The sequence below is a fragment of the Dyadobacter sp. BHUBP1 genome (assembly GCF_050587785.1).
Taxonomy (GTDB): Bacteria; Bacteroidota; Bacteroidia; order Cytophagales; family Spirosomataceae; genus Dyadobacter.
In genome coordinates this window covers 800,750-824,290 of sequence record NZ_JBOBIH010000003.1, presented here as the reverse complement: position 1 = coordinate 824,290, position 23,541 = coordinate 800,750, and the positions used below count along the sequence as shown (strand labels likewise).

General features: G+C 50.7%; 22 protein-coding genes. 4 read left to right on the top strand and 18 right to left on the bottom strand.

Annotation, left to right across the window (positions count from 1 at the left end):
* Positions 1-53 precede the first annotated feature (53 nt).
* The 3 genes from ACQ4MZ_RS15650 to ACQ4MZ_RS15640 form a co-directional block, all read right to left on the bottom strand.
* Positions 54-578 (bottom strand): DUF4199 domain-containing protein, encoded by a 525-nt coding sequence (locus ACQ4MZ_RS15650; RefSeq protein WP_430846019.1) that lies wholly within the window; start codon positions 576-578, stop codon positions 54-56.
* Between the two features lie 340 nt (positions 579-918).
* Positions 919-1,404 (bottom strand): response regulator transcription factor, encoded by a 486-nt coding sequence (locus tag ACQ4MZ_RS15645; RefSeq protein ID WP_430846017.1) that lies wholly within the window; start codon positions 1,402-1,404, stop codon positions 919-921.
* Between the two features lie 50 nt (positions 1,405-1,454).
* On the bottom strand, positions 1,455-1,859 hold the full coding sequence (locus tag ACQ4MZ_RS15640) for a hypothetical protein (RefSeq protein WP_430846015.1): 405 nt from the start codon (positions 1,857-1,859) through the stop codon (positions 1,455-1,457).
* Positions 1,860-2,087: 228 nt separating this feature from the next.
* On the opposite strand from ACQ4MZ_RS15640, the gene ACQ4MZ_RS15635 reads away from it, so the two are divergent.
* On the top strand, positions 2,088-3,977 hold the full coding sequence (locus tag ACQ4MZ_RS15635) for a CocE/NonD family hydrolase (protein ID WP_430846013.1): 1,890 nt from the start codon (positions 2,088-2,090) through the stop codon (positions 3,975-3,977).
* A 32-nt stretch (positions 3,978-4,009) separates the two neighbouring features.
* On the opposite strand, the gene ACQ4MZ_RS15630 is transcribed toward ACQ4MZ_RS15635, so the two are convergent.
* The 5 genes from ACQ4MZ_RS15630 to ACQ4MZ_RS15610 form a co-directional block, all read right to left on the bottom strand.
* Complete coding sequence (locus ACQ4MZ_RS15630) at positions 4,010-5,740, bottom strand: tail fiber domain-containing protein (RefSeq protein ID WP_430846011.1); 1,731 nt, start codon at positions 5,738-5,740, stop codon at positions 4,010-4,012.
* A 204-nt stretch (positions 5,741-5,944) separates the two neighbouring features.
* Complete coding sequence (locus tag ACQ4MZ_RS15625; RefSeq protein ID WP_430846009.1) at positions 5,945-7,696, bottom strand: ATP-binding protein; 1,752 nt, start codon at positions 7,694-7,696, stop codon at positions 5,945-5,947.
* Position 7,697: 1 nt separating this feature from the next.
* A complete protein-coding gene (locus tag ACQ4MZ_RS15620; protein WP_430846007.1) occupies positions 7,698-8,813 on the bottom strand; it encodes a sensor protein KdpD in 1,116 nt (371 codons plus the stop codon).
* Between the two features lie 59 nt (positions 8,814-8,872).
* Complete coding sequence (locus ACQ4MZ_RS15615) at positions 8,873-9,970, bottom strand: porin (RefSeq protein WP_430846005.1); 1,098 nt, start codon at positions 9,968-9,970, stop codon at positions 8,873-8,875.
* 90 nt (positions 9,971-10,060) lie between these two features.
* Positions 10,061-10,621, bottom strand: coding sequence for a K(+)-transporting ATPase subunit C (locus ACQ4MZ_RS15610; RefSeq protein WP_430846003.1), 561 nt, complete (start codon positions 10,619-10,621; stop codon positions 10,061-10,063).
* 38 nt (positions 10,622-10,659) lie between these two features.
* On the opposite strand from ACQ4MZ_RS15610, the gene ACQ4MZ_RS15605 reads away from it, so the two are divergent.
* Positions 10,660-10,926 (top strand): hypothetical protein, encoded by a 267-nt coding sequence (locus ACQ4MZ_RS15605; protein WP_430846002.1) that lies wholly within the window; start codon positions 10,660-10,662, stop codon positions 10,924-10,926.
* Positions 10,923-11,189, top strand: coding sequence for a Txe/YoeB family addiction module toxin (locus tag ACQ4MZ_RS15600; protein ID WP_430846001.1), 267 nt, complete (start codon positions 10,923-10,925; stop codon positions 11,187-11,189). Before ACQ4MZ_RS15605 ends, ACQ4MZ_RS15600 begins: the two co-directional genes overlap by 4 nt.
* A 2-nt stretch (positions 11,190-11,191) precedes the next feature.
* Here the strand turns inward: ACQ4MZ_RS15600 and kdpB are convergent, their stop codons facing one another.
* The 5 genes from kdpB to ACQ4MZ_RS15575 all read right to left on the bottom strand — a co-directional run bounded on the left by kdpB (position 11,192) and on the right by ACQ4MZ_RS15575 (position 17,109).
* The gene (kdpB, locus tag ACQ4MZ_RS15595; protein WP_430846000.1) at positions 11,192-13,231 is read right to left on the bottom strand and encodes a potassium-transporting ATPase subunit KdpB; all 2,040 of its coding nucleotides are present in this window, start codon (positions 13,229-13,231) and stop codon (positions 11,192-11,194) included.
* A 17-nt stretch (positions 13,232-13,248) separates the two neighbouring features.
* A complete protein-coding gene (kdpA, locus tag ACQ4MZ_RS15590) occupies positions 13,249-14,937 on the bottom strand; it encodes a potassium-transporting ATPase subunit KdpA (protein ID WP_430845999.1) in 1,689 nt (562 codons plus the stop codon).
* A gap of 15 nt (positions 14,938-14,952) precedes the next feature.
* Positions 14,953-15,030 (bottom strand): potassium-transporting ATPase subunit F, encoded by a 78-nt coding sequence (locus ACQ4MZ_RS15585; RefSeq protein ID WP_090379866.1) that lies wholly within the window; start codon positions 15,028-15,030, stop codon positions 14,953-14,955.
* Between the two features lie 259 nt (positions 15,031-15,289).
* Positions 15,290-16,639 carry a sigma-54-dependent transcriptional regulator gene (locus ACQ4MZ_RS15580; protein ID WP_430845998.1) on the bottom strand — a complete coding sequence of 450 codons (1,350 nt, stop codon included), beginning with the start codon at positions 16,637-16,639 and terminating at the stop codon, positions 15,290-15,292.
* Positions 16,640-16,683: 44 nt separating this feature from the next.
* The gene (locus ACQ4MZ_RS15575; protein ID WP_430845997.1) at positions 16,684-17,109 is read right to left on the bottom strand and encodes a response regulator; all 426 of its coding nucleotides are present in this window, start codon (positions 17,107-17,109) and stop codon (positions 16,684-16,686) included.
* Between the two features lie 188 nt (positions 17,110-17,297).
* Between ACQ4MZ_RS15575 and ACQ4MZ_RS15570 the strand changes: the two genes are divergently transcribed.
* On the top strand, positions 17,298-17,921 hold the full coding sequence (locus ACQ4MZ_RS15570) for a YceI family protein (protein WP_430845996.1): 624 nt from the start codon (positions 17,298-17,300) through the stop codon (positions 17,919-17,921).
* A 56-nt stretch (positions 17,922-17,977) separates the two neighbouring features.
* Here ACQ4MZ_RS15570 and ACQ4MZ_RS15565 read toward each other — a convergent pair whose 3' ends face one another.
* The 5 genes from ACQ4MZ_RS15565 to ACQ4MZ_RS15545 all read right to left on the bottom strand — a co-directional run bounded on the left by ACQ4MZ_RS15565 (position 17,978) and on the right by ACQ4MZ_RS15545 (position 23,415).
* On the bottom strand, positions 17,978-18,742 hold the full coding sequence (locus ACQ4MZ_RS15565) for an SDR family NAD(P)-dependent oxidoreductase (protein WP_430845995.1): 765 nt from the start codon (positions 18,740-18,742) through the stop codon (positions 17,978-17,980).
* Positions 18,743-18,835: 93 nt separating this feature from the next.
* On the bottom strand, positions 18,836-19,744 hold the full coding sequence (locus tag ACQ4MZ_RS15560; protein ID WP_430845994.1) for a helix-turn-helix domain-containing protein: 909 nt from the start codon (positions 19,742-19,744) through the stop codon (positions 18,836-18,838).
* A 280-nt stretch (positions 19,745-20,024) separates the two neighbouring features.
* Entirely contained in the window at positions 20,025-20,294 is a 270-nt protein-coding gene (locus ACQ4MZ_RS15555; protein WP_430845993.1) for a UBP-type zinc finger domain-containing protein, read from the bottom strand.
* Complete coding sequence (locus ACQ4MZ_RS15550) at positions 20,294-21,955, bottom strand: FAD-dependent oxidoreductase (RefSeq protein ID WP_430845992.1); 1,662 nt, start codon at positions 21,953-21,955, stop codon at positions 20,294-20,296. Before ACQ4MZ_RS15550 ends, ACQ4MZ_RS15555 begins: the two co-directional genes overlap by 1 nt.
* A 35-nt stretch (positions 21,956-21,990) precedes the next feature.
* Entirely contained in the window at positions 21,991-23,415 is a 1,425-nt protein-coding gene (locus ACQ4MZ_RS15545) for an ATP-binding protein (RefSeq protein WP_430845991.1), read from the bottom strand.
* Between the last annotated feature and the right edge of the window lie 126 nt (positions 23,416-23,541).

Sequence of the window (23,541 nt, the reverse complement as noted above, 5' to 3'; positions counted from 1 at the left end):
CATTAGTTTTGCATTTCATATACCGGCAGGTGACCTGAACGTGCCTATACCGGCTACGCCTCCGTGCCGGACTTTTTGAGAATCAACGCAGAAATGAGTGTAACCACCAGCCCTACCGGCAGGATTTCTGCATAAGTCCAGAGAATAACCATCAGCGGGTTCTGGTACATCTCTTTGTATCCGGCCAACTCAACAACCTTCGCGTCAAGCTCGGCGGCCGTCGGCCCCTCGGTCTGGAACTGTTTCAGTAAATGCGCCGTGTATTTATCCATGAAATCGGGGATAAAGAGATAGTAGTCAATCAGCCAGACGATCACGTACACCGTAGAGGCTACCGATGTAATATACAGCCCGATTTTGAATGCCTTTCCGAAAGACACCGAGCCGCCGTTGTACTTGTCGCGATAGTTTTTGATCCCCACAAAAACCATGGAAAACGACAGCAACATAGCCGCATAACCCAGCAGCATGTTGCCTTCGAAAGCCTCCTTCTGATAGCAGACCGCCATCGAGCAAACCATGAAAGTTGACACCAGCGCACCCGAAATCAGCCCGCAGATAACGATGATCCTGTTCATATCATTTGATTAAATGTCCGATAATGCTGCGAAATTGAAGCGTATAGGCCGTTTTAGAGTCATACTTTCGGGTGATTTTACATTCGACAGGTCTTTTGGTCAGATGTTGTCATGAATGGTCAGGTGTTGTCATGAATGGTCAGGCGTGGTCAGAAATGGTTGGGAATTTTAATCTAATAAGACGTTGACAACACATGACCACACTTGACTACACTTGACAACACTCGACCATACTTGACCACATTTGACTACACTTGACCACACATGACTACACTTGACCACACATGACTATTCCTGACCATACCTGACAACACTTGACCACCATCGTTCCCATACCGCATCAGACGATAAGCCCAAGGCGCCTCGCGCGCTCGACAGCCTGCGTGCGGTTGCGGACTTCGAGTTTTTCGAAAATCCGTGAGGAATGCGTCTTCACCGTATTGAGCGATACGAACAACCGGTCGCCGATTTCCTGATTGCTTAACCCTTCGGCCACCAGCTGCAACACTTCCAGCTCACGGTGACTGATCCCCAGCCGCGTCCGCTCCGATTCATTGACGGTAAATTCATTGACCGCTGTTACATACACCGCCCGTTCCACGATCCGTGTCTCCACTTTGGGCGTGGTAAGCTTGTGCGCGAGCCAGATGCCCAGTCCGGTGAATAGCAACGCAATGGCGCCTACGTAAATTTCGATAATGTGGTTCATGACCAGAAACCGCAGTTCGAGCCACCGGAGCACAAAAAGCAACAAGGCAAGCGATACCCCATAGAGTAGCTCCTGCCTGTGTTTGTGGTAAAAAGCGGTGATCGTTTTGGAAACCATTTGTAACCAGTCTGTTGGTTTACCAAAAATAAAAATTTTCGGACACCGGTCTAATTCGAACGGGAGTTTTCCAGACGGCTGTTTTTGTGATTATGTTTCAGAATGACATCCTTAACACCTTCGCAAAGGTTTTTAACCCGATGGTAGGAATCTCGGCTGTTTTCCTCTTTGTCTAGATACACCATCAGTTCGCCAGGTGACGATTCAATGGTCAATCGGGTTTGGTCCGGTAAAACGGTGACAACCTTGGAGTCCTTCTCCGGATCGATCCGCACGGTCGAAAGGTGCTCGTTCAGAAACTCGCTCACATCAGGCGACAGGTTGTCATCGAACTGGGCCTTGAAGCGGTAGTAGTCGTCCTCATCCTTTACGGCAATGCTAACATCACCATTATTGCAGGAAACGAGCATGACGAGCATAATCATCGGAGAGATCAGTAGTGATTTCATTTTCATGGCTAAAAATTGTTTTACAAGGTACTATGCAATATATAGTACTGATCTTAGATCTGCAAGAGGGATGTGATAAGCGGCAATGCCGGAGCGACTTATCAACTTCAAAAAAACGCCCTTAGCTGCGATTGTATGGCGTTTTGTGTTAAATTGGCTAAAACTAATCCTGCAACCGCCTTGAAAACAACCTTACTTCACTCCTTAATTTGCCGGTTCACGAAACATTCCCGCTTGACCTTGGTCCTTGTTTTTGCGATCCTCGCAGGTACAAACGTATACGCCCAAACCACCCCAAAAGAAGATTCCCTCTACATCCGCGAACACTATACCAAAATCGAGCGGCAGATTCCGATGCGCGACGGTGTGAAGCTTTTCACTTCCATTTATCTGCCGAAGGATATTTCAAAAAGCAAAACCTACCCCATCCTGCTCAACCGTACGCCTTACAGCGTGGCGCCGTATGGAGAAAATTTATACAAAACCGCGCTCGGGCCGAGCATGCTCTTTGCGCGGGAAGGTTATATTATTGTATACCAGGATGTAAGAGGCAAACTCATGTCGGAGGGTGATTTCGAAGCTTACCGCCCGTTTATCCCTGTCAAGAAAGGCAAAACGGATATCGACGAAAGCTCCGACACTTACGATACGATCGAATGGCTCATTCAAAACATTGAGGGAAATAATGGCAAAGTGGGCACCTGGGGCATTTCGGCGCCGGGGTACTATGCTACCATGACGGCCGTGGACGCGCATCCCGCATTGAAAATCGCTTCACCGCAAGCACCGGTTACCGACTGGTTCATGGGAGACGACCGGCACCACAACGGCGCATTTTTCCTGATGGGTACATTTGCATTCCTGTCGTCGTACGGTGCTCCGCGACCCGTGCCGACCCCCAAAGCCTCGCCGCAGTACTCCTCCTACGGCACACCGGATTCCTATGAATTTTACAAGAAAATGGGGCCGCTGAAAAACTTCAACGAACAGATTTTCAAAGGGCAGAACCGCATCTGGAACCAGATGATGGAAAATGAAACCTACAACGATTTCTGGAAAGCCCGCACGCCGGTACCGCATTTGAAGAACGTCAGACCGGCCGTCATGGTCGTGGGCGGCTGGTTCGACCAGGAAGATTTGTACGGGCCGCTGAAAACTCACCAGGCTGTGGCATCCCAAAACCCGCAGACGCCGAGCTGGCTCATCATGGGCCCGTGGATTCACGGTGGCTGGGCGCGGGGCACGGGAGAGTCGCTGGGAAATATCCGGTTTGGTGCTAAAACCAGCACATTTTACCAAAAGGAAATCGAGCTCCCGGTTTTTAACCATTACCTGAAAGATCAGCCGGATCCCAACCTGCCGAAGGCCTATATTTTCGAAACCGGGGCAAACGAATGGCGTAAGTACGACCAGTGGCCGCCGAAAAATACCGTGGAGAAAAAGCTCTACCTGCATCCGGACGGCACATTATCCTTCTCGCCCACTATGACGACCATGCAGGCAGGCGCGAAACCGGCTTTTCACGAGTATCTCAGCGACCCGGACAAGCCGGTACCGTACACCTCCGAAATCCGCATTATCCGCGGCAGCGATTTTATGTACGAAGATCAGCGCTTCGCCGCCTCGCGACCGGACGTGCTCGTGTATGAATCTGAAATTTTGAAAGAAGACGTAACCATTTCCGGTAATGTATTTGCCGATCTTTTCGTATCCACAACCGGCACCGACGCAGATTTCATAGTAAAACTCATCGATGTTTACCCCGGCGACGCGCCGAACGACAGCCCTATTAACCCAACTATGAAAATGGGTGGCTTCCAGCTGCTGGTCCGGGGTGAGGTAATGCGTTCCAAATTCCGCAAGAGTTTTTCCAAACCCGAGCCTATGAAGCCGGGCAAGATCGAAAATGTGAAATTCGATATGCAGGATGCCGCGCACCGTTTCAAAAAGGGGCACAAAATCATGGTGCAGGTGCAAAGCTCGTGGTTCCCGCTCGTGGATCGCAACCCGCAGAAGTTTGTAAATATTTACAAAGCCAATGCGTCCGATTTCCAGAAGGCCACACACCGGGTTTACCTCTCGGGCCAGGCATCCTCGTACGTGGGTGTGCGGGTGATCGAGTAACAACAAAAAAACAGCCCCGGCCGGGGCTGTTTTTACTTACCGATGCTTGCATCGAACTTAGCCCCGGTGCCGCTCTCCTTTAATCCCGCGACCATCTTCTTTACCGACTCCATATCTTTTTCCAAACGGTGGATTACCGCGTTCTTTTCGTTAAGCTCCTTCACCGCTTCGATCAAATGTGGGATTAGGCCTGTATAATCAACCGATTTGAACCCTTCTGAATCGGTTGTAACAAGCTCGGGAAAGATCTTTTCGACTTCCTGGGCGATCACGCCGGTTTGAAGCCGCCGATTTGCTTGCTGGCTCTTCCAAAAATAATGGTATCCTCCCAACTCGCTGATCTTAGTCAAACTGCCAGTCAAAGGAGAAATATGATATTTCAAACGGCGATCGGAATATTCGTGCATTTTGCCGTAGAGGTACAGATCTTTATGAACCCTGAGGTCTTCACTGATGTCCATCGCTCCATAACATTCCATATTCTGCTGTATCCTCACACTTCCATTTTTAAACATCTTAATAAACCAGCCGGCGTCATTTGAATAAAAGCCCACCGCTCCTTCGTCGATGGTCCCGACGAAAAAATTGGATTTGTAACTGGGGCTGTCGAGCCAGAGTCCGGCAGTTTGCCCGGCGCTATGGCGCAACCGCATTCTTCCTCCAACGTCGAGAAGGTGTTCGGGATTGGTAACGCCGGCGCCGATCCCGACATTTCCGTTTCTCAGGATGGTCAGTGCGTTGGACCGGTTGACATCGCTTGTTCCATTACCCACCTGGAAAATTCGGTTGAGAGGGCTCGATGCCACGACCGGGTCTGATTGGTTATTGTAAGCACCCAACGCAACGCCGCCAAAAGATTTGGCGATCGTACCCGCTCCAATGGCGGTCGACTGTGCGCCCGATGCAATCGCAAGCGAACCCATGGCCACTGACTTATAACCGGTGGCGTGAACGCCCGTGCCCAATGCAACGGTTCCTTCGGCAGCCGCCTCCGAACCGCTCCCTATCGCGACGGCGTTTTCTGCATTGGAAAACAGATAAGAGCCGATCGTTACGGAATTAATGCCTGAGGCAAACGACATTTTACCCATAGAAATCGCCCCCTCCCCGGAAGCCTTGGTATCCAATCCGGTGGCAAAGGAATAATTCCCAACCGAGGCATCATTCCAATACGAGGTACTATTTATATCCAGCGCCCCGGCCCGGAAAGCTGCCTTGCGGGGATACCAGATCAGGTTGGCGCCAGCTTGCAGGCCGGGAAGAACAGGTCCTGCACCCAGGATGCCTTTCTGTACGACCGGGTACCCGTTCATCCATTGCTTCGATACCATTGCATAGGGGACGCTCTGCAACTGCGTCGTGCCCATGTCTGTGAAACTATCAGCCCCGCCATTCCCATCGAGCTCCGATTGCAGGAAAAACTCCTTGGAACCCCAGTCGATGCTGAGAAAGGCATTCGTTCCCACTACAAGGTTGTAGATGCCCGCCGCGTTTGTTTTCGGGGAATCGGTTTGCTGGTAAACAACCGGGCCGTCGGGCGCATTCTCGTGGATTGTAACGCGCACCGAAACGGTCGCATTGGCGATCACATTGCCTGCTCCGTCGCGTGCAAGTCCCTGGTAAGCAAACTTGAAGGGATTCTGAGCGGGAGCAACCGCCGCCGTAAGCAGCACCAGCGACAGGCTGCGAACTAACGCCCTGCACCGTAAAAAAAACTCGGTGCGCTGCATCATAAAGCTTTGGGGTAGATTTCTTGTTCTCATATAGCTTTCGTTGATTAATGTTCCGGTATTACAGATACGGGAGCATTTTATCAGTCGCGATGATGAAAAACATATATAATGTGTAAACGGATGGCCCAAAAAACCGAACGGCCAACGACACGGCTGCGAAGATTCCCTCAGCCTCAAAAAAGCTTCAATTTGAATCCTACAAAAGACTTCCAGTAATACGACGCTCGGTTAAAACTAGATAGATTGCAAACCTTGCTCCGCCTTTTTCAAGACAATCGTGAAAGTACTCCCCGCTCCCAGTTCGCTTTCGACGGTGAGTGTGCCGTCCTGGGCTTCCATAAATTCGCGGCTGATTGCGAGGCCCAGGCCGGTTCCTTCCTTGGTGGAGCCCGGCACACGGAAATAGCGGTCGAAGATCTTATCCTTGTATTCCTGTGAAATGCCCTGCCCGCTGTCTGCTACTGCAATGCGCACAGCTTGCTCGTCTTCTTCCAGGATAATGCGGATGCTGGAATGGTCGTAAGAATAGCGGATCGCATTGGACACCAGGTTGGTAAGTACCCAGGCCGTCTTCTCCGAATCGGCCAGCACGCTGGCGCGCAGGCCTTTGTCCTCAATTTGCAGCCGAATGTCCCTGCTTTCTGCCTGGATTTCGTTGGCCGCAATGGCATATTGCACGATCTCCCGGACCGACGTGCCGGCGATATTGAGCTGTATCTTCCCGCTTTCCACCTGAGTAATATTCAATAGCTCACCGGTAATTTTCAACAGTCGGTCGGCGTCCTCACGGATGCTGTCGAGCAGGCTCCGCTGCTCGTCGTTGGTGTTGCCCACGCCCTCGTTACGAAGGAGATCAAGGGTTATTTTAATGGAAGAAATAGGAGTTTTGAGCTCGTGTGAGACGTTGGCAATAAAATTCGTCTTAGCAAAATCCAGCTCTTTATACGGCGTCACATTACGCAGAATGATCACATGGCCGATCGAACGCGGTTGCTGCTCACCAGTCGGCACGATGGAAATATCGACGTATTCTTTTTCAAAATAGCTTTCTTTCTCGTCGGCGTAGATTTTCATAGCGGCACTTTGGCCGTTACCCTTTGCCTGCGGTTCGAAAAGGTCTTTCACCAGCGAGCGGACGAGGTCGTTGTGCAGCGCAACGTCGGTCGCATTGCAGCCAACCAGCTCGGATGCCTGCAAGCCCGTTACCTTTCTGGCAACTTCATTGGCAAATATCACCTTCCGGTTTTCATCCAGGCCTATTACCGGGTCGTGCATGTTGTCGATCAGCGTTTCTACCCGTTTCTTCTCGATCATCAGCTTCGCCAGATTGCTGTTATTGTACTCTTCCAGCTTCTCGGCCATCGTATTGAACGACTGCGCCAGCTGTCCGTATTCGTCGTGGCTACCGAAATGCACCCGCTCCGTATAATTTTCATTGGCTATCTGGCGGATACTTTCGGTGAGCTCACGGATTGGATTAGCGATGTTTCCCGGCAGGTTCACAAACAATGTAAATGCAATTATGAAGCACAATGTGCCCGTGATACCGATCCACACCATAGAGCTTTTGGCCGTCTGGCCAGCAATATGGCTTTTGCGGTTGATCGCGTCGAGGTTAATGCTCATAATTTCCAACACATCGTTTCGGATCAGCGCTATGATCTCCTTGTCGCGGACGTTGATTTTCAGTTTTTCAAAATGGCCTGTCAGCTGTGCGGTAAGCTCTCTTTCCCCTATTTCCGTGATATTCTTCTGCTGCGCTTCGAGGTTCTTTTTAAATAGATCCAATGCCCCGGCATGTACTTCCAGCTCGTCGAGTGCATGGAGCATCTGGCGGGAGTATTCCAGCGAATTATGGTTGGCAATAAGAATATTGCGCGAATCGGCTGAAAGCAGGCTCACCTGCCTGATCCCCACCACGGCCAGCACTGTGATCATGGCGAAAAGCAGGCCGATGCCCAGCCTCAGTTTGGTTTTGATCTTCATTTCAGGAAAGTATTACGAGGTCAATGTCGGAAGAAGACATTTTATTTAAAAGCCCGTTAAACACATTCGTGGCCAGAATGACCTTGAAAAGGTTCAAATGGGGCTTTCCGATACATATAGTGGTGATCTTGTTCTTTTCGGCCACTTCCACGATCGTTTTGGCGACGCTGCCGCTCTCCATTTTGATCACATTCCCACCCAGCTCGGTAGCCAGTTTGAAATTGTTGATCAAATGCCGCTGCTTTGCGAGTCCAATGCGGCTCGCCGATTCGCCGGGTGTCTGTACGTACAACAAGAACCAGCTGCTATGGTAGTAATTGGCCAGCCGGGCCGTTTTACGGATCACATTCCGGGCCGTCTTTTCATTACTGCTAATGCATGCGAGAAAACGCTCGTGTTTGAGCACCATGCCGGGCTGTATTTCGCTTTCTACCTTCCGTTCCACCTGGGAAGCCACCTCTTTCAACGCCAGCTCGCGGAGCTGGAGAATGTGCTGCGGCTTGAAGAAGTTTTGTAAAGCAGCCTGGATCTTCTCCTCCCGGTAAATTTTACCTTCTTTCAAGCGGGTAATGAGCTCGTCGGCGGTAAGGTCGATATTCACGACCTCGTCGGCCAGGCCCAGTACCTTGTCGGGAATGCGCTCGGCCACCTCCACACCGGTAATCTCGCGCACTTCCTGGTTCAGGCTTTCGATATGCTGGATATTCACGGCCGAAATCACGTTGATCCCCGCTTCGAGGATATCCAGCACATCCTGCCAGCGCTTGGCATTTTTACTACCTTCAATATTCGAATGTGCGAGCTCGTCCACGATCACTACCTCCGGCCGCAGGGTAATCACGGCCTGCACATCGAACTCTTCCAGCTCTTTCCCTTTGTAAAACAGCTTCCGTCGCGGGACCACCGGCAGCCCATCGAGCAACTCGTGGGTTTCTTTCCGGTTATGGGTTTCTATATAACCGATCTTCACGTCGATGCCCGTACGCAGGAGCGCGTGGGCCTCCTGCAACATCCGGTAGGTTTTGCCCACTCCGGCACTCATACCGATGTATATCTTGAATTTGCCCCTCCTCGACTTTTTGATCAGTTCCAGGAAATGTTCGGCGCTGTTTTCCATTGTGCTATGAGTTGAGGGTCGATGAGTTCAAAGTTGCGGGTAGTTCCTTGCCAGGCTGTTTAGTTTAATGCAAAGATCAAGGCGGTGGTCAGATAGGTTTTGTTTTTGGATAAATCATTGCCCTTGCCATTGAAAATCGCATCACGGCTGCTAAGGTTACGCGCCTCGATGCGCCACAGGACCTGCGGGGCGATCTGATAATCGAAATTGAGCGATGTTCCGAAGGTCTGGAAGCCATGATCCGTACCGGTGGCGATGATCACACCATTTTTGTCATGGTAATACTCGCCTCTCGCCGCGACATTAATCCTGGAAGAAGGCGAAAAGCGCAGGATCATTACCGGCACGTAAACGGTGTTGTACGCGCTGCTGCCCTTCGCTTTCTGCTCGCTGCCAATGTCGAAGCCGGTGGTAAGGCCCCATTTGTCCGATAGTTGGAACACCCCGTAAATGTTATGGTAATACCGCATTTGCCGGGTGCTATCCGGCTTGTCGCTACCGACGAACGTGCTGTAATTCAGCGTAACGGCTGCATTGGGTTTAAAAGTGACCTGTGTACCGAATGCGGGCGTCGAGTTGCCATCCATCCGCTGAATCCGCTGCCAGCCATTAAGGTAGGTTGCCCCGAGGTACCATTTCGAGTCCTGGGTAGTGTATCCCAATTTTACGCCGGTTTCGAAATAGGGCGTATTTTCCGCTACCAGACTGCGCGTCAAGGCCCAGTTGTCCTTTCCAATCGCGCTTTCGAAGCCAATGTGTGACGGCATAATACCTGCATCGAGCCAGAGATTGTGGTCTTTCGCAATCTTCACACCCGCATTCGCCTCGAAGACGTTCCTCAGCACGCCCGGCTCCGCTGCGTAGTTCGCATTCATATAAGTCCCGGCCGCCAACGCCAGGTTCGCCCGCACACGATCGCCCGTGTAAGAACCTTTCAGAAACGCCAGATTCAGATTCACCTCGCCGGTGCGGTTGTGGTTATAAATAAAACCAGGCATGGTGTGGTTGTCATTTTTGCGGAAATCGTGCAGGTAATACGACTCTACATAAGCGCTCACCGCAAATGGTGATGCATTGCCGGCGGCAGCGGTCGAATCCTGGGCATTAGCGTGTGAAACGGAGACACTGGCAAGCGCACTTAAAATCAAGGTTTTCATAAAATGGTAATCTGTTCAATCCTAGCCGCGCGGTAAGAAGAAGCTTGGCCCGCTGCGACGGCACTGGAAACGGGCGGCGTTTTTAATGGGTTATTTCAATTGATCCAGCGCGAGGTTCAGTTTCAGTACATTGATCTTCGCCGGACCGAACATTCCGAACAATGGTCCGCTGACGTGCTCTTTCACCAGTTGCTCCAACTTTTGCTGCGGCAGGTTACGAACTTTCGCAATACGTTGTAATTGCACCAGCGCGGCTTTTTCGGAAATATCGGGGTCGAGGCCGCTGCCGCTGGCAGTTACCAGCTCCACGGGGATGTCTGCCTTTCCCACGCCTGGATTGTGTACCAGGAACGTATCGATGCGGGCCTGCACTACGCCCAGGTACTCTTCATTGGAAGGCCCTTTGTTGCTGCCGCCGCTGCCGGCCGCATTATAACCGACCGCCGAAGGCCGCGAATTGAAATACTTGTCCTCCGTAAACGACTGCCCGATATTGGCATAATACCGTTTCCCATTTTGCTCGATCAGCTCGCCTTTACCATGGTTCGGAAAGAGCTGGGCCATACCCAGAACCGCCAGCGTATACACGCCTGAGAAGAATATCAGCGTCACGATCGTCAGCCGGATCGCTGGGAGAATGTGTTGTTTCATGGTTTTTATATTTTTATTTTTGAGAAAAAAGAAATCTTATGGATGCCGTGTTAAGGATTCAATCTTCGGAATTCACTGATGAATTGATCGAGAAGATCAAGGCGTTGATTCGTGTGAAAGAAAACTCCGAGATCACCATCAGCATTAGTGAACGTTCATCCAAAGGAATCCTTCGTGAGGAAACCCGGGAAGAATATTTTGCCCGTTTGGAGAGAGCCGTTGACGATCTCGAAAAAGGCAATGTGATTACTTTCAACGGAGATTCGCTTGAACTATTCATCAAACACCTCGAGGAAAAAGAATGAAAAACACGGTTTTCGATCCTATTGCGTTCGAAGACCTTGCCCGATGGTCCAAAATTGAACCCAAACTGGTACGAAAGGTTTTCGAGCTTATTGCCGACATTCACAAGCATCCATTCGAAGGGCTTGGCAAACCCGAAGGATTGAAACACCAGTTCAAAGGATATTGGAGCCGTAGGATAACTGATGAACACCGTTTGATTTACAAAGTCCTTACCTCCGGAGAGATTTACGTGATGAGCGTCCATGGCCACTACGAGCAATAACTCTAAAACCAAACACTCACAATCAAATCAATCGCCTTAATCCCCGCAAAAGGCACCAGTACCCCACCCAATCCGTAGATCAGCAAGTTCCGTCTCAGCAATGCACTGGCACCGATGGGTTTGTAAGCTACGCCTTTTAATGCCAGCGGGATGAGTAGCGGAATAATCACTGCATTAAAGATAATCGCCGAGAGTATCGCGCTTTCAGGCGTGTGGAGGCGCATGATATTGAGTCCTTGGAGGGCCGGAATGGATGCGATGAACAATGCAGGCACGATGGCGAAGTATTTAGCGACGTCGTTGGCAATGCTGAATGTCGTAAGCGTACCGCGGGTCATGAGCAGTTGTTTCCCGATTTCGACGATTTCGATCAGTTTGGTCGGGTCGTTATCCAGGTCGACCATGTTGCCGGCTTCTTTCGCGGCCTGGGTGCCGGAGTTCATGGCGACACCTACGTCGGCTTGTGCAAGGGCCGGCGCGTCGTTGGTACCATCACCCATCATGGCTACCAGTTTCCCTTTTTGCTGCTCGGCTTTGATGTAATTCATTTTGTCTTCCGGCTTGGCTTCGGCGATGTAGTCGTCGACACCGGCTTTTTCTGCAATGAATTTGGCTGTCAGCGGGTTGTCCCCGGTTACCATCACAGTTTTGACGCCCATTTTACGCAACCGTTCGAAACGCTCCTGAATGCCCGGTTTGATAATATCCTGCAACTCGATCACCCCGATGATCGCCTCATTTTCAGCCACTACCAGCGGCGTACCGCCATTGCTGGAAATGTCCCTTACTTTCTCTGCGATATCGGTCGGAAATGCGTTGCCCGCTTTCTCGCTCAATTTGCGGATCGCGTCCGACGCACCTTTGCGTATGCGCGTGTCCCGGAAGTTCACACCGGAACTTCTCGTTTCAGCCGTGAATTCTATGAATGTAGGATTTTCGACGCGGAGCTGATCAGGGTGCAAATCAGCAAGCTCGATAATTGATTTTCCCTCAGGGGTTTCGTCTGCCATGGAGCTCAATGCGGCTGCTTTAATGAAGTAGTTTTTGTCGATGCCTTTGGCAGGCCAGAAGTTGGTCGCTTTACGGTTACCGATAGTGATGGTACCGGTCTTGTCGAGCAGCAGGGTGTCGATATCACCAGCCGTTTCCACGGCCTTACCGCTTTTAGTAATCACATTGGCGCGCAATGCGCGGTCCATACCCGCAATGCCAATAGCCGAAAGCAAACCGCCGATCGTTGTCGGGATCAGACAAACGAACAACGAAATGAAAGCCGAAATGGTAATGGGCGTGTTCGCGAAATCGCCGAATGGCTTCAAGGTGATGCATACGATAATGAATACCAGGGTAAAACCGGCCAGCAGGATCGTCAATGCAATTTCGTTAGGCGTTTTCTGGCGGCTGGCACCTTCTACCAAAGCAATCATTTTGTCGAGAAAACTTTCGCCCGGCTCCGTAGTGACTTTTACCTTAATGCGATCGGAAAGCACTTTGGTACCGCCTGTGACGCTGCTTTTGTCACCACCCGCCTCGCGGATAACAGGAGCGGATTCGCCGGTAATGGCGCTTTCGTCAATCGTAGCTAAGCCTTCGATGATTTCGCCGTCGGTAGGGATAATGTCACCCGCTTCGCACAGGAAGATATCTCCCTTGCGCAGCTGCGAAGAAGGGACGACTTTAACCTCATTTACATACATTTCACCCACAGTCTGGATCCATTTGGCGGGTGTTTCCTCGCGGGTTTTACGCAGGCTGTTGGCCTGTGCTTTGCCGCGCGCCTCAGCAATGGCTTCGGCGAAATTGGCAAACAAGAGGGTAAGCAAAAGAATCAGGAATATCACGAGGTTGTAAACCACACTCCCCTGCGACTTCTCGCCCGATATGACCCAGATATTCACAATCAGCATGACAAACGTACCGATCCAGACCGTGAACATCACCGGATTGCGGAACATGATCCGGGGATTGAGCTTCACAAAGGACTGCGCCAGCGCCTCCCGTACGAGGTCTCCTTGAAAAAGGGATGTATTTTGAGCTTTCATTTCTGCTATTCAGTTAATTAGTGCATTGAAAAATATTCGGCGATCGGCCCGAGGGTCAATGCGGGGAAAAAGGATAATGCGGTGATGATCACGATCACAGCGAACACCATGATACCGAATGTACCGGTATCGGTTTTGAGCGTTCCGGCGCTCTCAGGGACATGCTTTTTGGACGCGAGGATGCCTGCAATCGCTACTGGACCGATGATCGGGATGAACCGCGAAAGAATAAGCACGATGCCGCAGCTGATATTCCACCAGGCGGTATTGTCGCCCAGCCCCTCGAAGCCGCTGCCATTGTTAGCGGCTGAGGAAGTATATTCGTACAGCATTTCGCTGAAACCGTGGAAACCGGGGTTATTTAATGTACTGGCGGTCAGTTCCGGCATTGAAACGCCCAATGCGGTGGCAGCCAGGATCAGCAGCGGGTGCAGCAAGGCGACGATCATCGCGATCTTCATTTCCCTGGCTTCAATTTTTTTTCCCATCAATTCAGGCGTACGACCGACCATCAGACCACTGATAAACACGGCCAATATTATGAATATGTAAAAGTTGAGGATCCCCGCACCCGCGCCGCCGTAAAATGCATTGGTCATCATAGATAGCATCTGAGTCATTCCCGACACCGGCATAAAGCTGTCGTGCATAGAGTTCACAGATCCTGTGGAGATAACGGTAGTGGCTATACTCCAAAACGCAGAGGCAGTAGTCCCGAACCTGGTCTCCTTTCCCTCCATTGCGCCGGAGCCCATATCGACGCCCATTTGCGCGATTTTAGGGTTGCCGTGTAACTCGGTGACGATCGTCGGGACGGTCAGCAGCAAAAAGCCCAGCGTCATCACGCCGAAGATCATCCAGGACAATCTTCTTCTTTTGACGTAATAACCCAATGCAAAAATCATGGCCAGTGGAATAATCAACTGGCCGAACATTTCGGTCATATTCGTGGCGTAACTCGGGTTTTCCAGCGGGTGTGATGAGTTGGCCCCGAAGAACCCGCCGCCATTCGTACCCACGTGCTTGATCGGCACAAATGCGGCCACCGGACCGGTCGAAACCTGCACGGTATCGCCCTGCACAGTGTACATGGTATCCTTGCCGTTGAATGTCATCGGCGTACCGTTGGCTAGCAGGATCAATGCGATCACGAATGATACGGGCAGGAGAATGCGGGTGCAGGACTTTACAAACAGGTCATAAAAGTTGCCCAGCTTGTCGGCTGTGCGCTCTTTGAGTGCGATGATGACAACAGCGGCGGCGGCCATACCCGTGCCTGCGGTCACGAATTGGAGGAACATCAGGAACAGCTGTCCGAGGTAGCTCATGCCCGTTTCACCGGAATAGTGCTGCAGGTTGCAGTTAACAACAAACGAAATGGTGGTATTAAACGCCAGATCAGCCGATTGCGACGGATTACCATCCGGATTAAGCGGGAGCCAACCCTGGTTCATCAGTACGAACATGCCCAGGAAGAACCAAACCATGTTGATCGTCAGCAAGGCGAACAAATGCTGTTTCCAGTTCATCTCAACATTCGGGCGAATACCGCTCAAACGGTAAAACCCCCGTTCCAAGGGGCCAAAAATGGGATCCAGGAGTGTCCTTTCTCCTCCATATACTTTCGCGATGTACTTGCCGAATGGCACCGCCAGAGCGACCGTTACGACGAACAACGCGATAATGCCAAATAATTCAGTGTTCATTGGATCAGGTGTTTTTTAGAATTTTTCAGGCTTCACGAGCACATAGCACATGTACACGAAGACCAGGATCGAGACGATGAATAGCGCAAGCATGGTTCAGATCTTTTCGAAGTAGTGAACGGTTTTGTAAAACAGGGCGAAACTCAGAGCGCCGGCTGCCAGAAGAAGGAGTGTTGTCATTGTTTCTAAATTTTTTATAAACTCATGACACCATATAGCAACTCCTGTTCCGTCGACTTAAGTCGACGGCATGGGTGTTGATTTACAGATAGATGCTTTTTATGCGCTGTTTTGGGCATAAAAAAAGCCTATCAAAATGATAAGCTTTTTTATCAGAATGGAAATGCCGGCACTATTGTGGCAATCTGAGCTTGTACTCGTCGATCTTGCGGTAGAGCGTTGCGATGCCTATTTCGAGCAGCCTGGCGGCTTCGGCTTTGTTGCCGTTGGTGTAATTGAGGACTTTTTGCAAATGCAGTTTTTCGGAGCTGGCAAGCGAGAATGCCGACATGTTTTTCCCGCCGTCTTGCTTTGGATGTTGCATTTCAAAAGGCAGGCTCTCGATATCCAGCACGGGGCCGTCACTGAGGATTACGCTACGCTCGATCACATTTTTAAGCTCGCGGATATTGCCGTTCCAGGGATTTTTCTCCAATGCATGGATAAAGTCCTGCGACAGCGAGGTAATCTTCTTATTGGTTTTCAGTGCAAACTGCGTGGCGAAATTGTTCGCAAGCGCGCCTATGTCGGCTGATCGCTCCCGTAACGCGGGCAATGTGATCTGGAAAACAGAAAGCCGGTAAAATAGATCGCTGCGGAACTCACCTGCCTCCATTTGTTTGGGCAAATCACGGTGCGTAGCTGCAATCACCCGCACATTCACTTTGGTGGGATGCGTCTCCCCTATCTTGATAAATTCCCCCGATTCCAGCACGCGCAGCAGCTTGGCTTGTAATTCCGGCGCCAGTTCCCCTATTTCATCAAGGAAGATGGTACCGTTATTCGCTTCCTCGAAAAGCCCTTCTTTGTCACGCACCGCGCCCGTAAATGCGCCGGCCTTATGCCCGAACATCTCGCTTTCCAGCAAGTCCTTCCCAAATGCCGAGCAGTTAATCGCCACAAATGATTTCTTGGCCCTATTGCTGGCCTGGTGAATGGATTGAGCAAATACCTCCTTCCCCGTACCGGTTTCACCCAGCAGCAGCACGGTCGTATCCGTAGGTGCTACGCGGCGCGCAAGGTCAATGCAAGCTTGCAAATTTCTGGATTTGCCGATAATCGCATCAAATGACCTCCTTTCACCCAACTGTTTTTCCAGACTGGCCACCCGGCGGTTCAGTTCGGTTTTTTCGATGGCCTTATACAGCAACGGGATGATCTTGTTGTTGTCGTCGCCCTTGGTAATGTAATCGAACGCACCGTTTTTAATGGCCTGCACGCCGTCGGGGATATTGCCATAGGCTGTCAGCAGGATCACTTCCAGCAAGGGATATTTTTCCTTCAAACCCTTCGAAAATTCGACGCCATGCCCGTCCGGCAGCTTCACGTCACAAAGCACCACATCGATATCCGACTGGTCAAGCTTTTTCCAGGCCGTTTTAATGTCACCTGCTTCGACCACCTCAAAGCCTTCCAGCCTGATCACGCGGGCCATCAGGCCACGCAGTTTTTCCTCGTCGTCGACGATTAGTATCTTCTTCATGCAGTCTGCTTGCCCCGGACTTAAATCAGGGGTTAATGAAATGGCTAATGATAATGGTTGGGATGCAGGCAATAAGCCCAATAGTCGTATATCACCCGTATCCTCGCTTTCAGTTCCCCGAAGCTATTTTCCTTCTTAAAAAAACCCTGAATGGTCGACTCGTACGCCGTCTCGATCACGAGTGGGTTATCGGCCGTGCTCAGAAACACAAACGGGATCGATTTCCTGCGCAGGTATTCGTTCTTGTCAATCCGCTCGCGAAGTTCCAGACCGTTCATGACGGGCATATTGATATCGCAAATGATCAGGAATGGCTGGTCACGCGTGGTTTCGAGGTAAAGCAAGGCTTCAACACCGTTACTGAAAAATAAAAGCTCGTTGGGTATGTCAAGCTCCTCCATTACGCTTTTGATTAGAAACTGATCATCGGCGTCGTCTTCGATTGAAATAATGGGTCCTTTGATTGACATTTCCCGTAGCTTAATGACTAAAATCCTCGTTGCAAATAACGCAATAAATGCTTCCAATACCAATCGACCAGTGATTGTGTCAAAATCCGTCGCGCGTAGTTTTTCATCCGTTCCGCGTAGGCTGCGACAGAAAATCACTCCTTAGTTTTGCATCAGAATCAAAATCAGCCATGAAAACAAATCAAACCATGAAAAAACAATTTCTAACACTGTTAACAGTTGCAGCGATGTTCACAAGCTGCACCGACCACGATGGCCCTGTCAGCACTACCAACTACCATCTCGATGAAACCTCGGTCGCGGAATGGAAAGGTTATCTCAAAACGGGTTACTTCAATGAAGGTACGATCGAAGTGGAAAGCAACAGTCTGGTAATCGAAGCGGGTAAAGTAAAAAGCGGGGCATTTACCCTCCCGCTTGCATCGATCGTCAATCTGAACCTGCCCACCGACGAACTGAAACACCAACTGGTTCACCACCTGCAAAGCGCCGATTTCTTCAATATGGCGCTCCACCCTAACGTAACCTTTGAAATCATGAGCGTAGCACCCTACAACGGAGGCGGGCCTGGTGTGGTTTCCGGGGCGAATTTCGAGGTGACAGGTCATTTAACACTGTTAGGCAAGAGCAATCCGGTCACATTCCCTGCCCGGATCGATCTGAACGGCGACTCCTTCCAATTGGAGGCAACCACCACGTTCGACCGCACACTATGGGGCATGAATTATGCCACAGAGCCCGGCCTTCCGGACGAAGCGTCCATCAAACCGGGCATCGAGGTCCATCTGAAACTCTCTGGTAACAAGATCTAACAAAGAGAGAACTGGTCAACACGAAGCCGTCGCAGATTTGCGACGGTTTTCCCATTTTAAAGGAACATCCCTCCCGAAACTTCGATCCGCTGACCGGTGATCCAGCGCGCGTCTTCCGAACACAGGAACGCTACCACACCACCAATATCATTGGGCTCGCCCACGCGCCCCAGCGCGGTAATGCTGCTGATAAAGTCCGTCAGGCCAGGGTGGCTGTCGAACGACTCGCTGTTGAAATCGGTATAGATCGCGCCCGGAGCCAATGCATTTACGGCAATGCCCCTGCCGCCCAGTTCTTTGGCCATATAGCGTGTGAGCGTGTCGATCGCCCCTTTCATGGATGCGTACGCAGCGTACCCGGGCGTGGAAAAGCGTGCGAGGCCCGTGGAGAGGTTCACGATCCGTCCGCCGTCCGCCAAAAGCGGCAATGCTTTTTGTGAGAGGAAATAAACGCCCTTAAAATGCACGTTCATCAGGTCATCGAAATCCTGCTCGCTGGTTTCTGCAAATGCGGAGGGACGGCTGATACCCGCATTATTTATCAGAAAGTCGAAAGAAGTGCGATTCCATTTATCTTTCAGAATGACGGAAACCTGAGAAAAGAAACTATCGAAGGACTTTACATTCGCTGTATCCAGCTGAATCGCGGCCGCTTTCTGGCCCAATGCCTCAATGGCCGCTACTACCCCGGCTGCTTCCTGCGCCTTGCTGCGGTAAACGATGATCACATCGTTCCCTTTCTCTGCCAGACGCAGCGCCATATTTTTTCCCAAGCCACGGCTGCCGCCGGTTACCAATGCTATTTTACTTGCTGATTCCATCTTTTTCGTTTGTTTAAAATTGATGGAACAAAGGTACCCGGTGCTAGCCTGCCGGGTTTGCGGCTTTCAAATCAAAACTTACGAAATTCAAATCTAGGCCCTGAATGCACGCGGGCTGAGTGCGGTGTGTTTCTTGAAAAGGTTGTTGAAATGAGAAGCTTCCTCGAAACCCAGGCAGTATGCGATCTCCGACACATTCCAGTCGGTGTGCTTCAATAGTATCTTCGATTCCTTGATGATACGCTCCGTAATGAGCTCGGTAGTGGTTTTTCCGGTAGTTTCCTTCAAAACCTTATTGAGGTAATTGACGTGGATCGAAAGCTGGTCGGCATAGTCCTTGGCTGAGCGTAAACTCAATTTCTGATGCGGCGGCTCCACCGGAAACTGGCGTTCGAGCAGTTCGATAAAGAGCGACGATACACGTTTGTAGGCATTTGTTTCAGTAAAAAGAGTGGTTGCAGGCTGCAATTTCTGTCCGAAATGGATAAGCTCGATCACATAATTGCGCAGCAAATCATATTTGTAGGCATAATCCGACTCGATTTCGCGGAACATCTTCCTGAAAATGTATTTAATATCGTCGATCTGCTCGTCGTTCAGGAAAAAGATCGGATTTCCGCCGGGTTTGAAAACCGGCAGTTCGCGCAGGCGCACGCCGCTGTTGTCCTGTGTGAGGAAATCTTCTGAGAAAATGCAGAAAAAGCCCGCCTGGTTCTCGTCCTGCGGCACATAGTTGTAGGGTATCAGTGGCGTCGCAAAAAGTAACGCATTATGCTCTATATCAATCACTTTATCAGCATACTCCGCCCTATTGCGCCCAATAATCAGGCTGATTTTATAATAGGCCCGGCGGTTGTAGGGCATTACCCTGTTCTTCGCCGCCACACGATACAATTCATCCGTCCTGAAAATATTGAAATGCCCCACCTCCTTCTGAACCTGCGCAGGTATCAGCATGGAAGTGTCCCGATAAAATTGTTCGATAGTCGCGGATTTCGTCATGGAGCAAAGTTACGAAATTCAATTTTGAATGATTGAATGATTGAATGACCGAATGACTGAATGACTGAATGACTGAATGACCGAATGACTGAATGACTGAATATGTGAATGAGTGAATGAGTGAATGAATAAAATAGTCATTTGAACAGGGGTGGTCATGAATTGACAAGATTAATTTAAACACCACACCCAACCACACCTGATTTATTCACTCATTTGCTCATGCAATCATTCAATCATTCAATCATTCAATCATTCAATCATTCAATCATTCAATCATTCAATCATACTCCACAAACGCCTCGTCCTTATAGCACCAGAGCCACTTTTCCCCCGGCTCGGCTGAGGAGGCTACGGGGTGGCCAGTGCGGTGGAAATGCCTTGTCATGTGCTTAGACGGCGAGCTATCGCAGCACAGGGTGGCGCCGCAGGTCTGACAGGTGCGCAAGTGTACCCACCAGCCATCGACCTTCTTACATTCCTCGCATACCAGCTCGTCGGCTACCTTAATCTCCTGAATATCTTCTATATGCTTACAAACCTGGCTCATTATACTTCGCTTAGATATTGGTGAACAAAACTGATGGACATCGACCCCTCGCCTACCGCGGACGTCACGCGGTTCATCGCACCTGCACGTACGTCGCCCGCGGCAAAAATGCCCGGTGAGCTCGTTTCAAGCAGATAAGGATCACGATCGGCCTTCCAGATCTCCTTGAAATGCTCGTAATTCTTCATTTCACGGCCTGTCTCAATAAAACCCTTCTTGTTTTTGATGATTTCGAGGCCTACCCATTCAGTATAAGGCTTGGCACCGATGAAAATGAACAGAGCGTCAGCCGAAACGGTGCGCTCTTCGCTCGTATTCAAATCTACGAGTTTCAGTCTCTCAAGGTGGCCGTCGCCCTGTGCTTCGACGATTTCCGTGCAGCCCAGCACACTGATATTCTCCGTACCGGCGATCTGGTCGATCAGGTACGACGACATGGACGACGTCAGGTCATTTTTTCTGATCAGGATATACACATTGCGTGCGAATTTCGACAAATACATAGCCGCCTGCCCGGCCGAATTGCCACCGCCCAGCACATACACATCCTTGTTCCCGCATGAGCTCGCTTCGGTACTGGCCGCTCCGTAGTAAATACCTTTTCCTGTAAAATCCTCTACCCCGCTGGTATCCAGTTTACGGTAATCGACGCCCGTCGTGATCACGACCGCCTTCGCATTCACTTCACTGCCGTCACCCAGCACCACAGTTTTATATTTATCCTTCAACTTAATCTCTTTCACAAACTGTGGAGACAGGAACTCGGTCCCGAATCGCGTCGCCTGCGTGATCGCGCGACGCGTCAGTTCGGCACCGCTCAAACCGGTCGGAAAGCCGAGGTAATTCTCGATCCGGGAGCTCGTACCGGCCTGTCCGCCAGGCGCTTTCCTTTCGATCAATAACGTACTTAAACCCTCCGAAGCACCATACACCGACGCTGCCAGACCTGCCGGGCCCGCCCCGATGATAACCACATCGTAAATCTGCTGCTTCGTCTTGGGATTCAGGCCAATGCGCTCGGCAATATCGATCAGCGACGGCGTTTTCAGCAAAGAACCATCTTCAAAAATCACTACCGGAAAATCGACCGGGCATAGGTTATTGCTCTCTGAAATCTGCCGACCGGTTTCGTTCGATTCGGCGTCCAGCCACAGGTAAGGCACCAGGTTACCCGCCAGGAAGTCCTTGATTTCATGCGCTTTGGGCGAGAATTGATAACCTATCACTTTAATACCCTTGAAATCGGGGCGGTAGTTGCCCTGCCAGTCGCGGAGCAGTTCGTCGATCGCCGGGTAGAGCTTTTCTTCAGGCGGGTCCCAGGGTTTCATCAGGTAATAATCGAGCTGGACATCGTTGATCGCCTTGATGGCCGCCTCGGTATCCGAATAGGCCGTAAGCAATACCCTTTTGGCGAACGGGAACATTTTCATCGCCTTTTGAAGGAAATCCACCCCCTGCATCTCAGGCATCCGCTGATCGGAGATGAACATCGCCACCTCGTCGCCGCGGTTCTGCAATTCGAGCAGGCTTTCCATTGCCTCGGCCACGGAAGTCGTACTTAATATCCGGTATTTTTCGCGGTAATGAGATTTCAGGTCGCGACTGATCGCCCGGAGCACCTGCGGATCATCGTCAATCGAAAATATAATAGGCAGAGCCATGGGAGCCTTTTTTAAATATGAGTTGAGAATTAAAATTATCCATTAAACGGGAAACATACCACAAACTCGGTGCGGCCGGTTTGGGAATGCAGCGTCACGGTGCCCCGGTGCTGGCGCACGATCCGGTTCACAACGTCGAGGCCCAATCCAGTGCCTTTCCCGACCGACTTGGTGGTAAAAAACGGATCGAAGATCTTCGAACGTATCTCGACCGGAACACCCGGGCCATTATCGCACACAGTTACCTTCACAAATTCCTTGTCACGCCGCGTAATGAGCGTCAGTTCCGGATTCGGTTGATTTTCCAGGGCGTCGATCGCATTATCGATCAGGTTCGTCCAGACCTGGTTGAGCTCGCCGACCATCGCTTTCACAGGCGGCAAAGTCAGGTCAAAATCCTCCGTCACTTTAATATTGCCCTTTTTCAATTTATAGTTCAGCATAATGAGCGTGTTACGGATACCAACGTGAATATCCACGTACTCGCGCTCGCCCCCGCGGTCCATATGTGTGAAGGTTTTCACAGATCCAACCAGCTCCGCAATGCGTTTGGATGCCTCCTGAATGTCCGCCACCATACGCTCGGTCGTCAGACTGTTGTTGATCCAGGTCAGCACAGGCGATAAGTCTTCGTGGTTGATTTTGCTTTTCAGCATTTCCAGATCGGCTTCTCCTACCCCGAACTCGACGAGATTATCCGCAATATCCTCGCAGCCCTCGATATTATTCATGTCGAGCCAGTCGAGGATTTCGTCCTCCTTCTCCGAGCGCTTCATCATGGACAGTACCGGTCGATTGGTATTGTTGAGCAAGCTCACCATTTTACTGTTTAAAAGGTCGATTTCCTCGTGCGACAAATGGATCGAAAGCAGCGATTTGAACGAATCGGGCTGCATCAGCAAATGCTCTTTCAACGACGCGGAACTCCGCACGATCGCCGCTGCGGGGTTATTCAGTTCATGGGCCAATCCGGCCGAGAGCTTGCCGAGCGCCATCATCTTCTCATTCTGCTGTTCCAGCTCCGTGAACTCTCTTACGCGCGAGGTCATCACGATCACCAGCGCCTGCGTGAGCTCGTAATGCGAGGTCACAAGGTCCCGCAATAACTCTTTCGGAAACGTCATCAGCTGGGCTGTTTCGAGGCACACGCCGTAAGCAATGGCTATTTTCCCACGCGAAAACGGTAGAGCGCCCGTGACGGTACCCGGCAAAAGTTCGGCGATAATTTGTTTGGTATTATTTTGAAGCCGGTACAGTTCGATCCGGCCCGAAAAAATGACATGCGTGCCCACCAGCGGTTCCCCAGGCCTGATCATCATATCGCCCTCCTGCAATTCGTAATGCTGGCTGCGATCTATCATCCATTGTAGCTGGTCTTCCGGTACTTCGCGAAAAACCTCGATGGCTTGCAAATCCTTTACGCCGATATCCTTCATAATAGAACCAATGCTTGTGATCAATGCAGCCAATTTCGAAATAAATCGGCATTAAAGCAGCGTTTTTGAGATTTACACCCGGACATCAGTCACTATCGTAAGGAATGTGCTCACTATCCTTCGGTACGATTATTGCTTTCATTGGCTCCA

What these genes read in the sequence shown, in the direction of transcription:
- ACQ4MZ_RS15640 (WP_430846015.1), bottom strand. Translation starts at nt 1,859, where the DNA reads ATGAAAATGAAATCACTACTGATCTCTCCGATGATTATGCTCGTCATG.
- ACQ4MZ_RS15560 (WP_430845994.1), bottom strand. Translation starts at nt 19,744, where the DNA reads ATGACGAAATCCGCGACTATCGAACAATTTTATCGGGACACTTCCATG.
- ACQ4MZ_RS15575 (WP_430845997.1), bottom strand. Translation starts at nt 17,109, where the DNA reads ATGTCAATCAAAGGACCCATTATTTCAATCGAAGACGACGCCGATGAT.
- ACQ4MZ_RS15605 (WP_430846002.1), top strand. Translation starts at nt 10,660, where the DNA reads ATGGATGCCGTGTTAAGGATTCAATCTTCGGAATTCACTGATGAATTG.
- kdpB (WP_430846000.1), bottom strand. Translation starts at nt 13,231, where the DNA reads ATGAAAGCTCAAAATACATCCCTTTTTCAAGGAGACCTCGTACGGGAG.
- ACQ4MZ_RS15650 (WP_430846019.1), bottom strand. Translation starts at nt 578, where the DNA reads ATGAACAGGATCATCGTTATCTGCGGGCTGATTTCGGGTGCGCTGGTG.
- kdpA (WP_430845999.1), bottom strand. Translation starts at nt 14,937, where the DNA reads ATGAACACTGAATTATTTGGCATTATCGCGTTGTTCGTCGTAACGGTC.
- ACQ4MZ_RS15645 (WP_430846017.1), bottom strand. Translation starts at nt 1,404, where the DNA reads ATGGTTTCCAAAACGATCACCGCTTTTTACCACAAACACAGGCAGGAG.
- ACQ4MZ_RS15565 (WP_430845995.1), bottom strand. Translation starts at nt 18,742, where the DNA reads ATGGAATCAGCAAGTAAAATAGCATTGGTAACCGGCGGCAGCCGTGGC.
- ACQ4MZ_RS15580 (WP_430845998.1), bottom strand. Translation starts at nt 16,639, where the DNA reads ATGAAGAAGATACTAATCGTCGACGACGAGGAAAAACTGCGTGGCCTG.
- ACQ4MZ_RS15625 (WP_430846009.1), bottom strand. Translation starts at nt 7,696, where the DNA reads ATGAAGATCAAAACCAAACTGAGGCTGGGCATCGGCCTGCTTTTCGCC.
- ACQ4MZ_RS15555 (WP_430845993.1), bottom strand. Translation starts at nt 20,294, where the DNA reads ATGAGCCAGGTTTGTAAGCATATAGAAGATATTCAGGAGATTAAGGTA.
- ACQ4MZ_RS15630 (WP_430846011.1), bottom strand. Translation starts at nt 5,740, where the DNA reads ATGAGAACAAGAAATCTACCCCAAAGCTTTATGATGCAGCGCACCGAG.
- ACQ4MZ_RS15615 (WP_430846005.1), bottom strand. Translation starts at nt 9,970, where the DNA reads ATGAAAACCTTGATTTTAAGTGCGCTTGCCAGTGTCTCCGTTTCACAC.
- ACQ4MZ_RS15600 (WP_430846001.1), top strand. Translation starts at nt 10,923, where the DNA reads ATGAAAAACACGGTTTTCGATCCTATTGCGTTCGAAGACCTTGCCCGA.
- ACQ4MZ_RS15550 (WP_430845992.1), bottom strand. Translation starts at nt 21,955, where the DNA reads ATGGCTCTGCCTATTATATTTTCGATTGACGATGATCCGCAGGTGCTC.
- ACQ4MZ_RS15585 (WP_090379866.1), bottom strand. Translation starts at nt 15,030, where the DNA reads ATGCTTGCGCTATTCATCGTCTCGATCCTGGTCTTCGTGTACATGTGC.
- ACQ4MZ_RS15570 (WP_430845996.1), top strand. Translation starts at nt 17,298, where the DNA reads ATGAAAAAACAATTTCTAACACTGTTAACAGTTGCAGCGATGTTCACA.
- ACQ4MZ_RS15610 (WP_430846003.1), bottom strand. Translation starts at nt 10,621, where the DNA reads ATGAAACAACACATTCTCCCAGCGATCCGGCTGACGATCGTGACGCTG.
- ACQ4MZ_RS15620 (WP_430846007.1), bottom strand. Translation starts at nt 8,813, where the DNA reads ATGGAAAACAGCGCCGAACATTTCCTGGAACTGATCAAAAAGTCGAGG.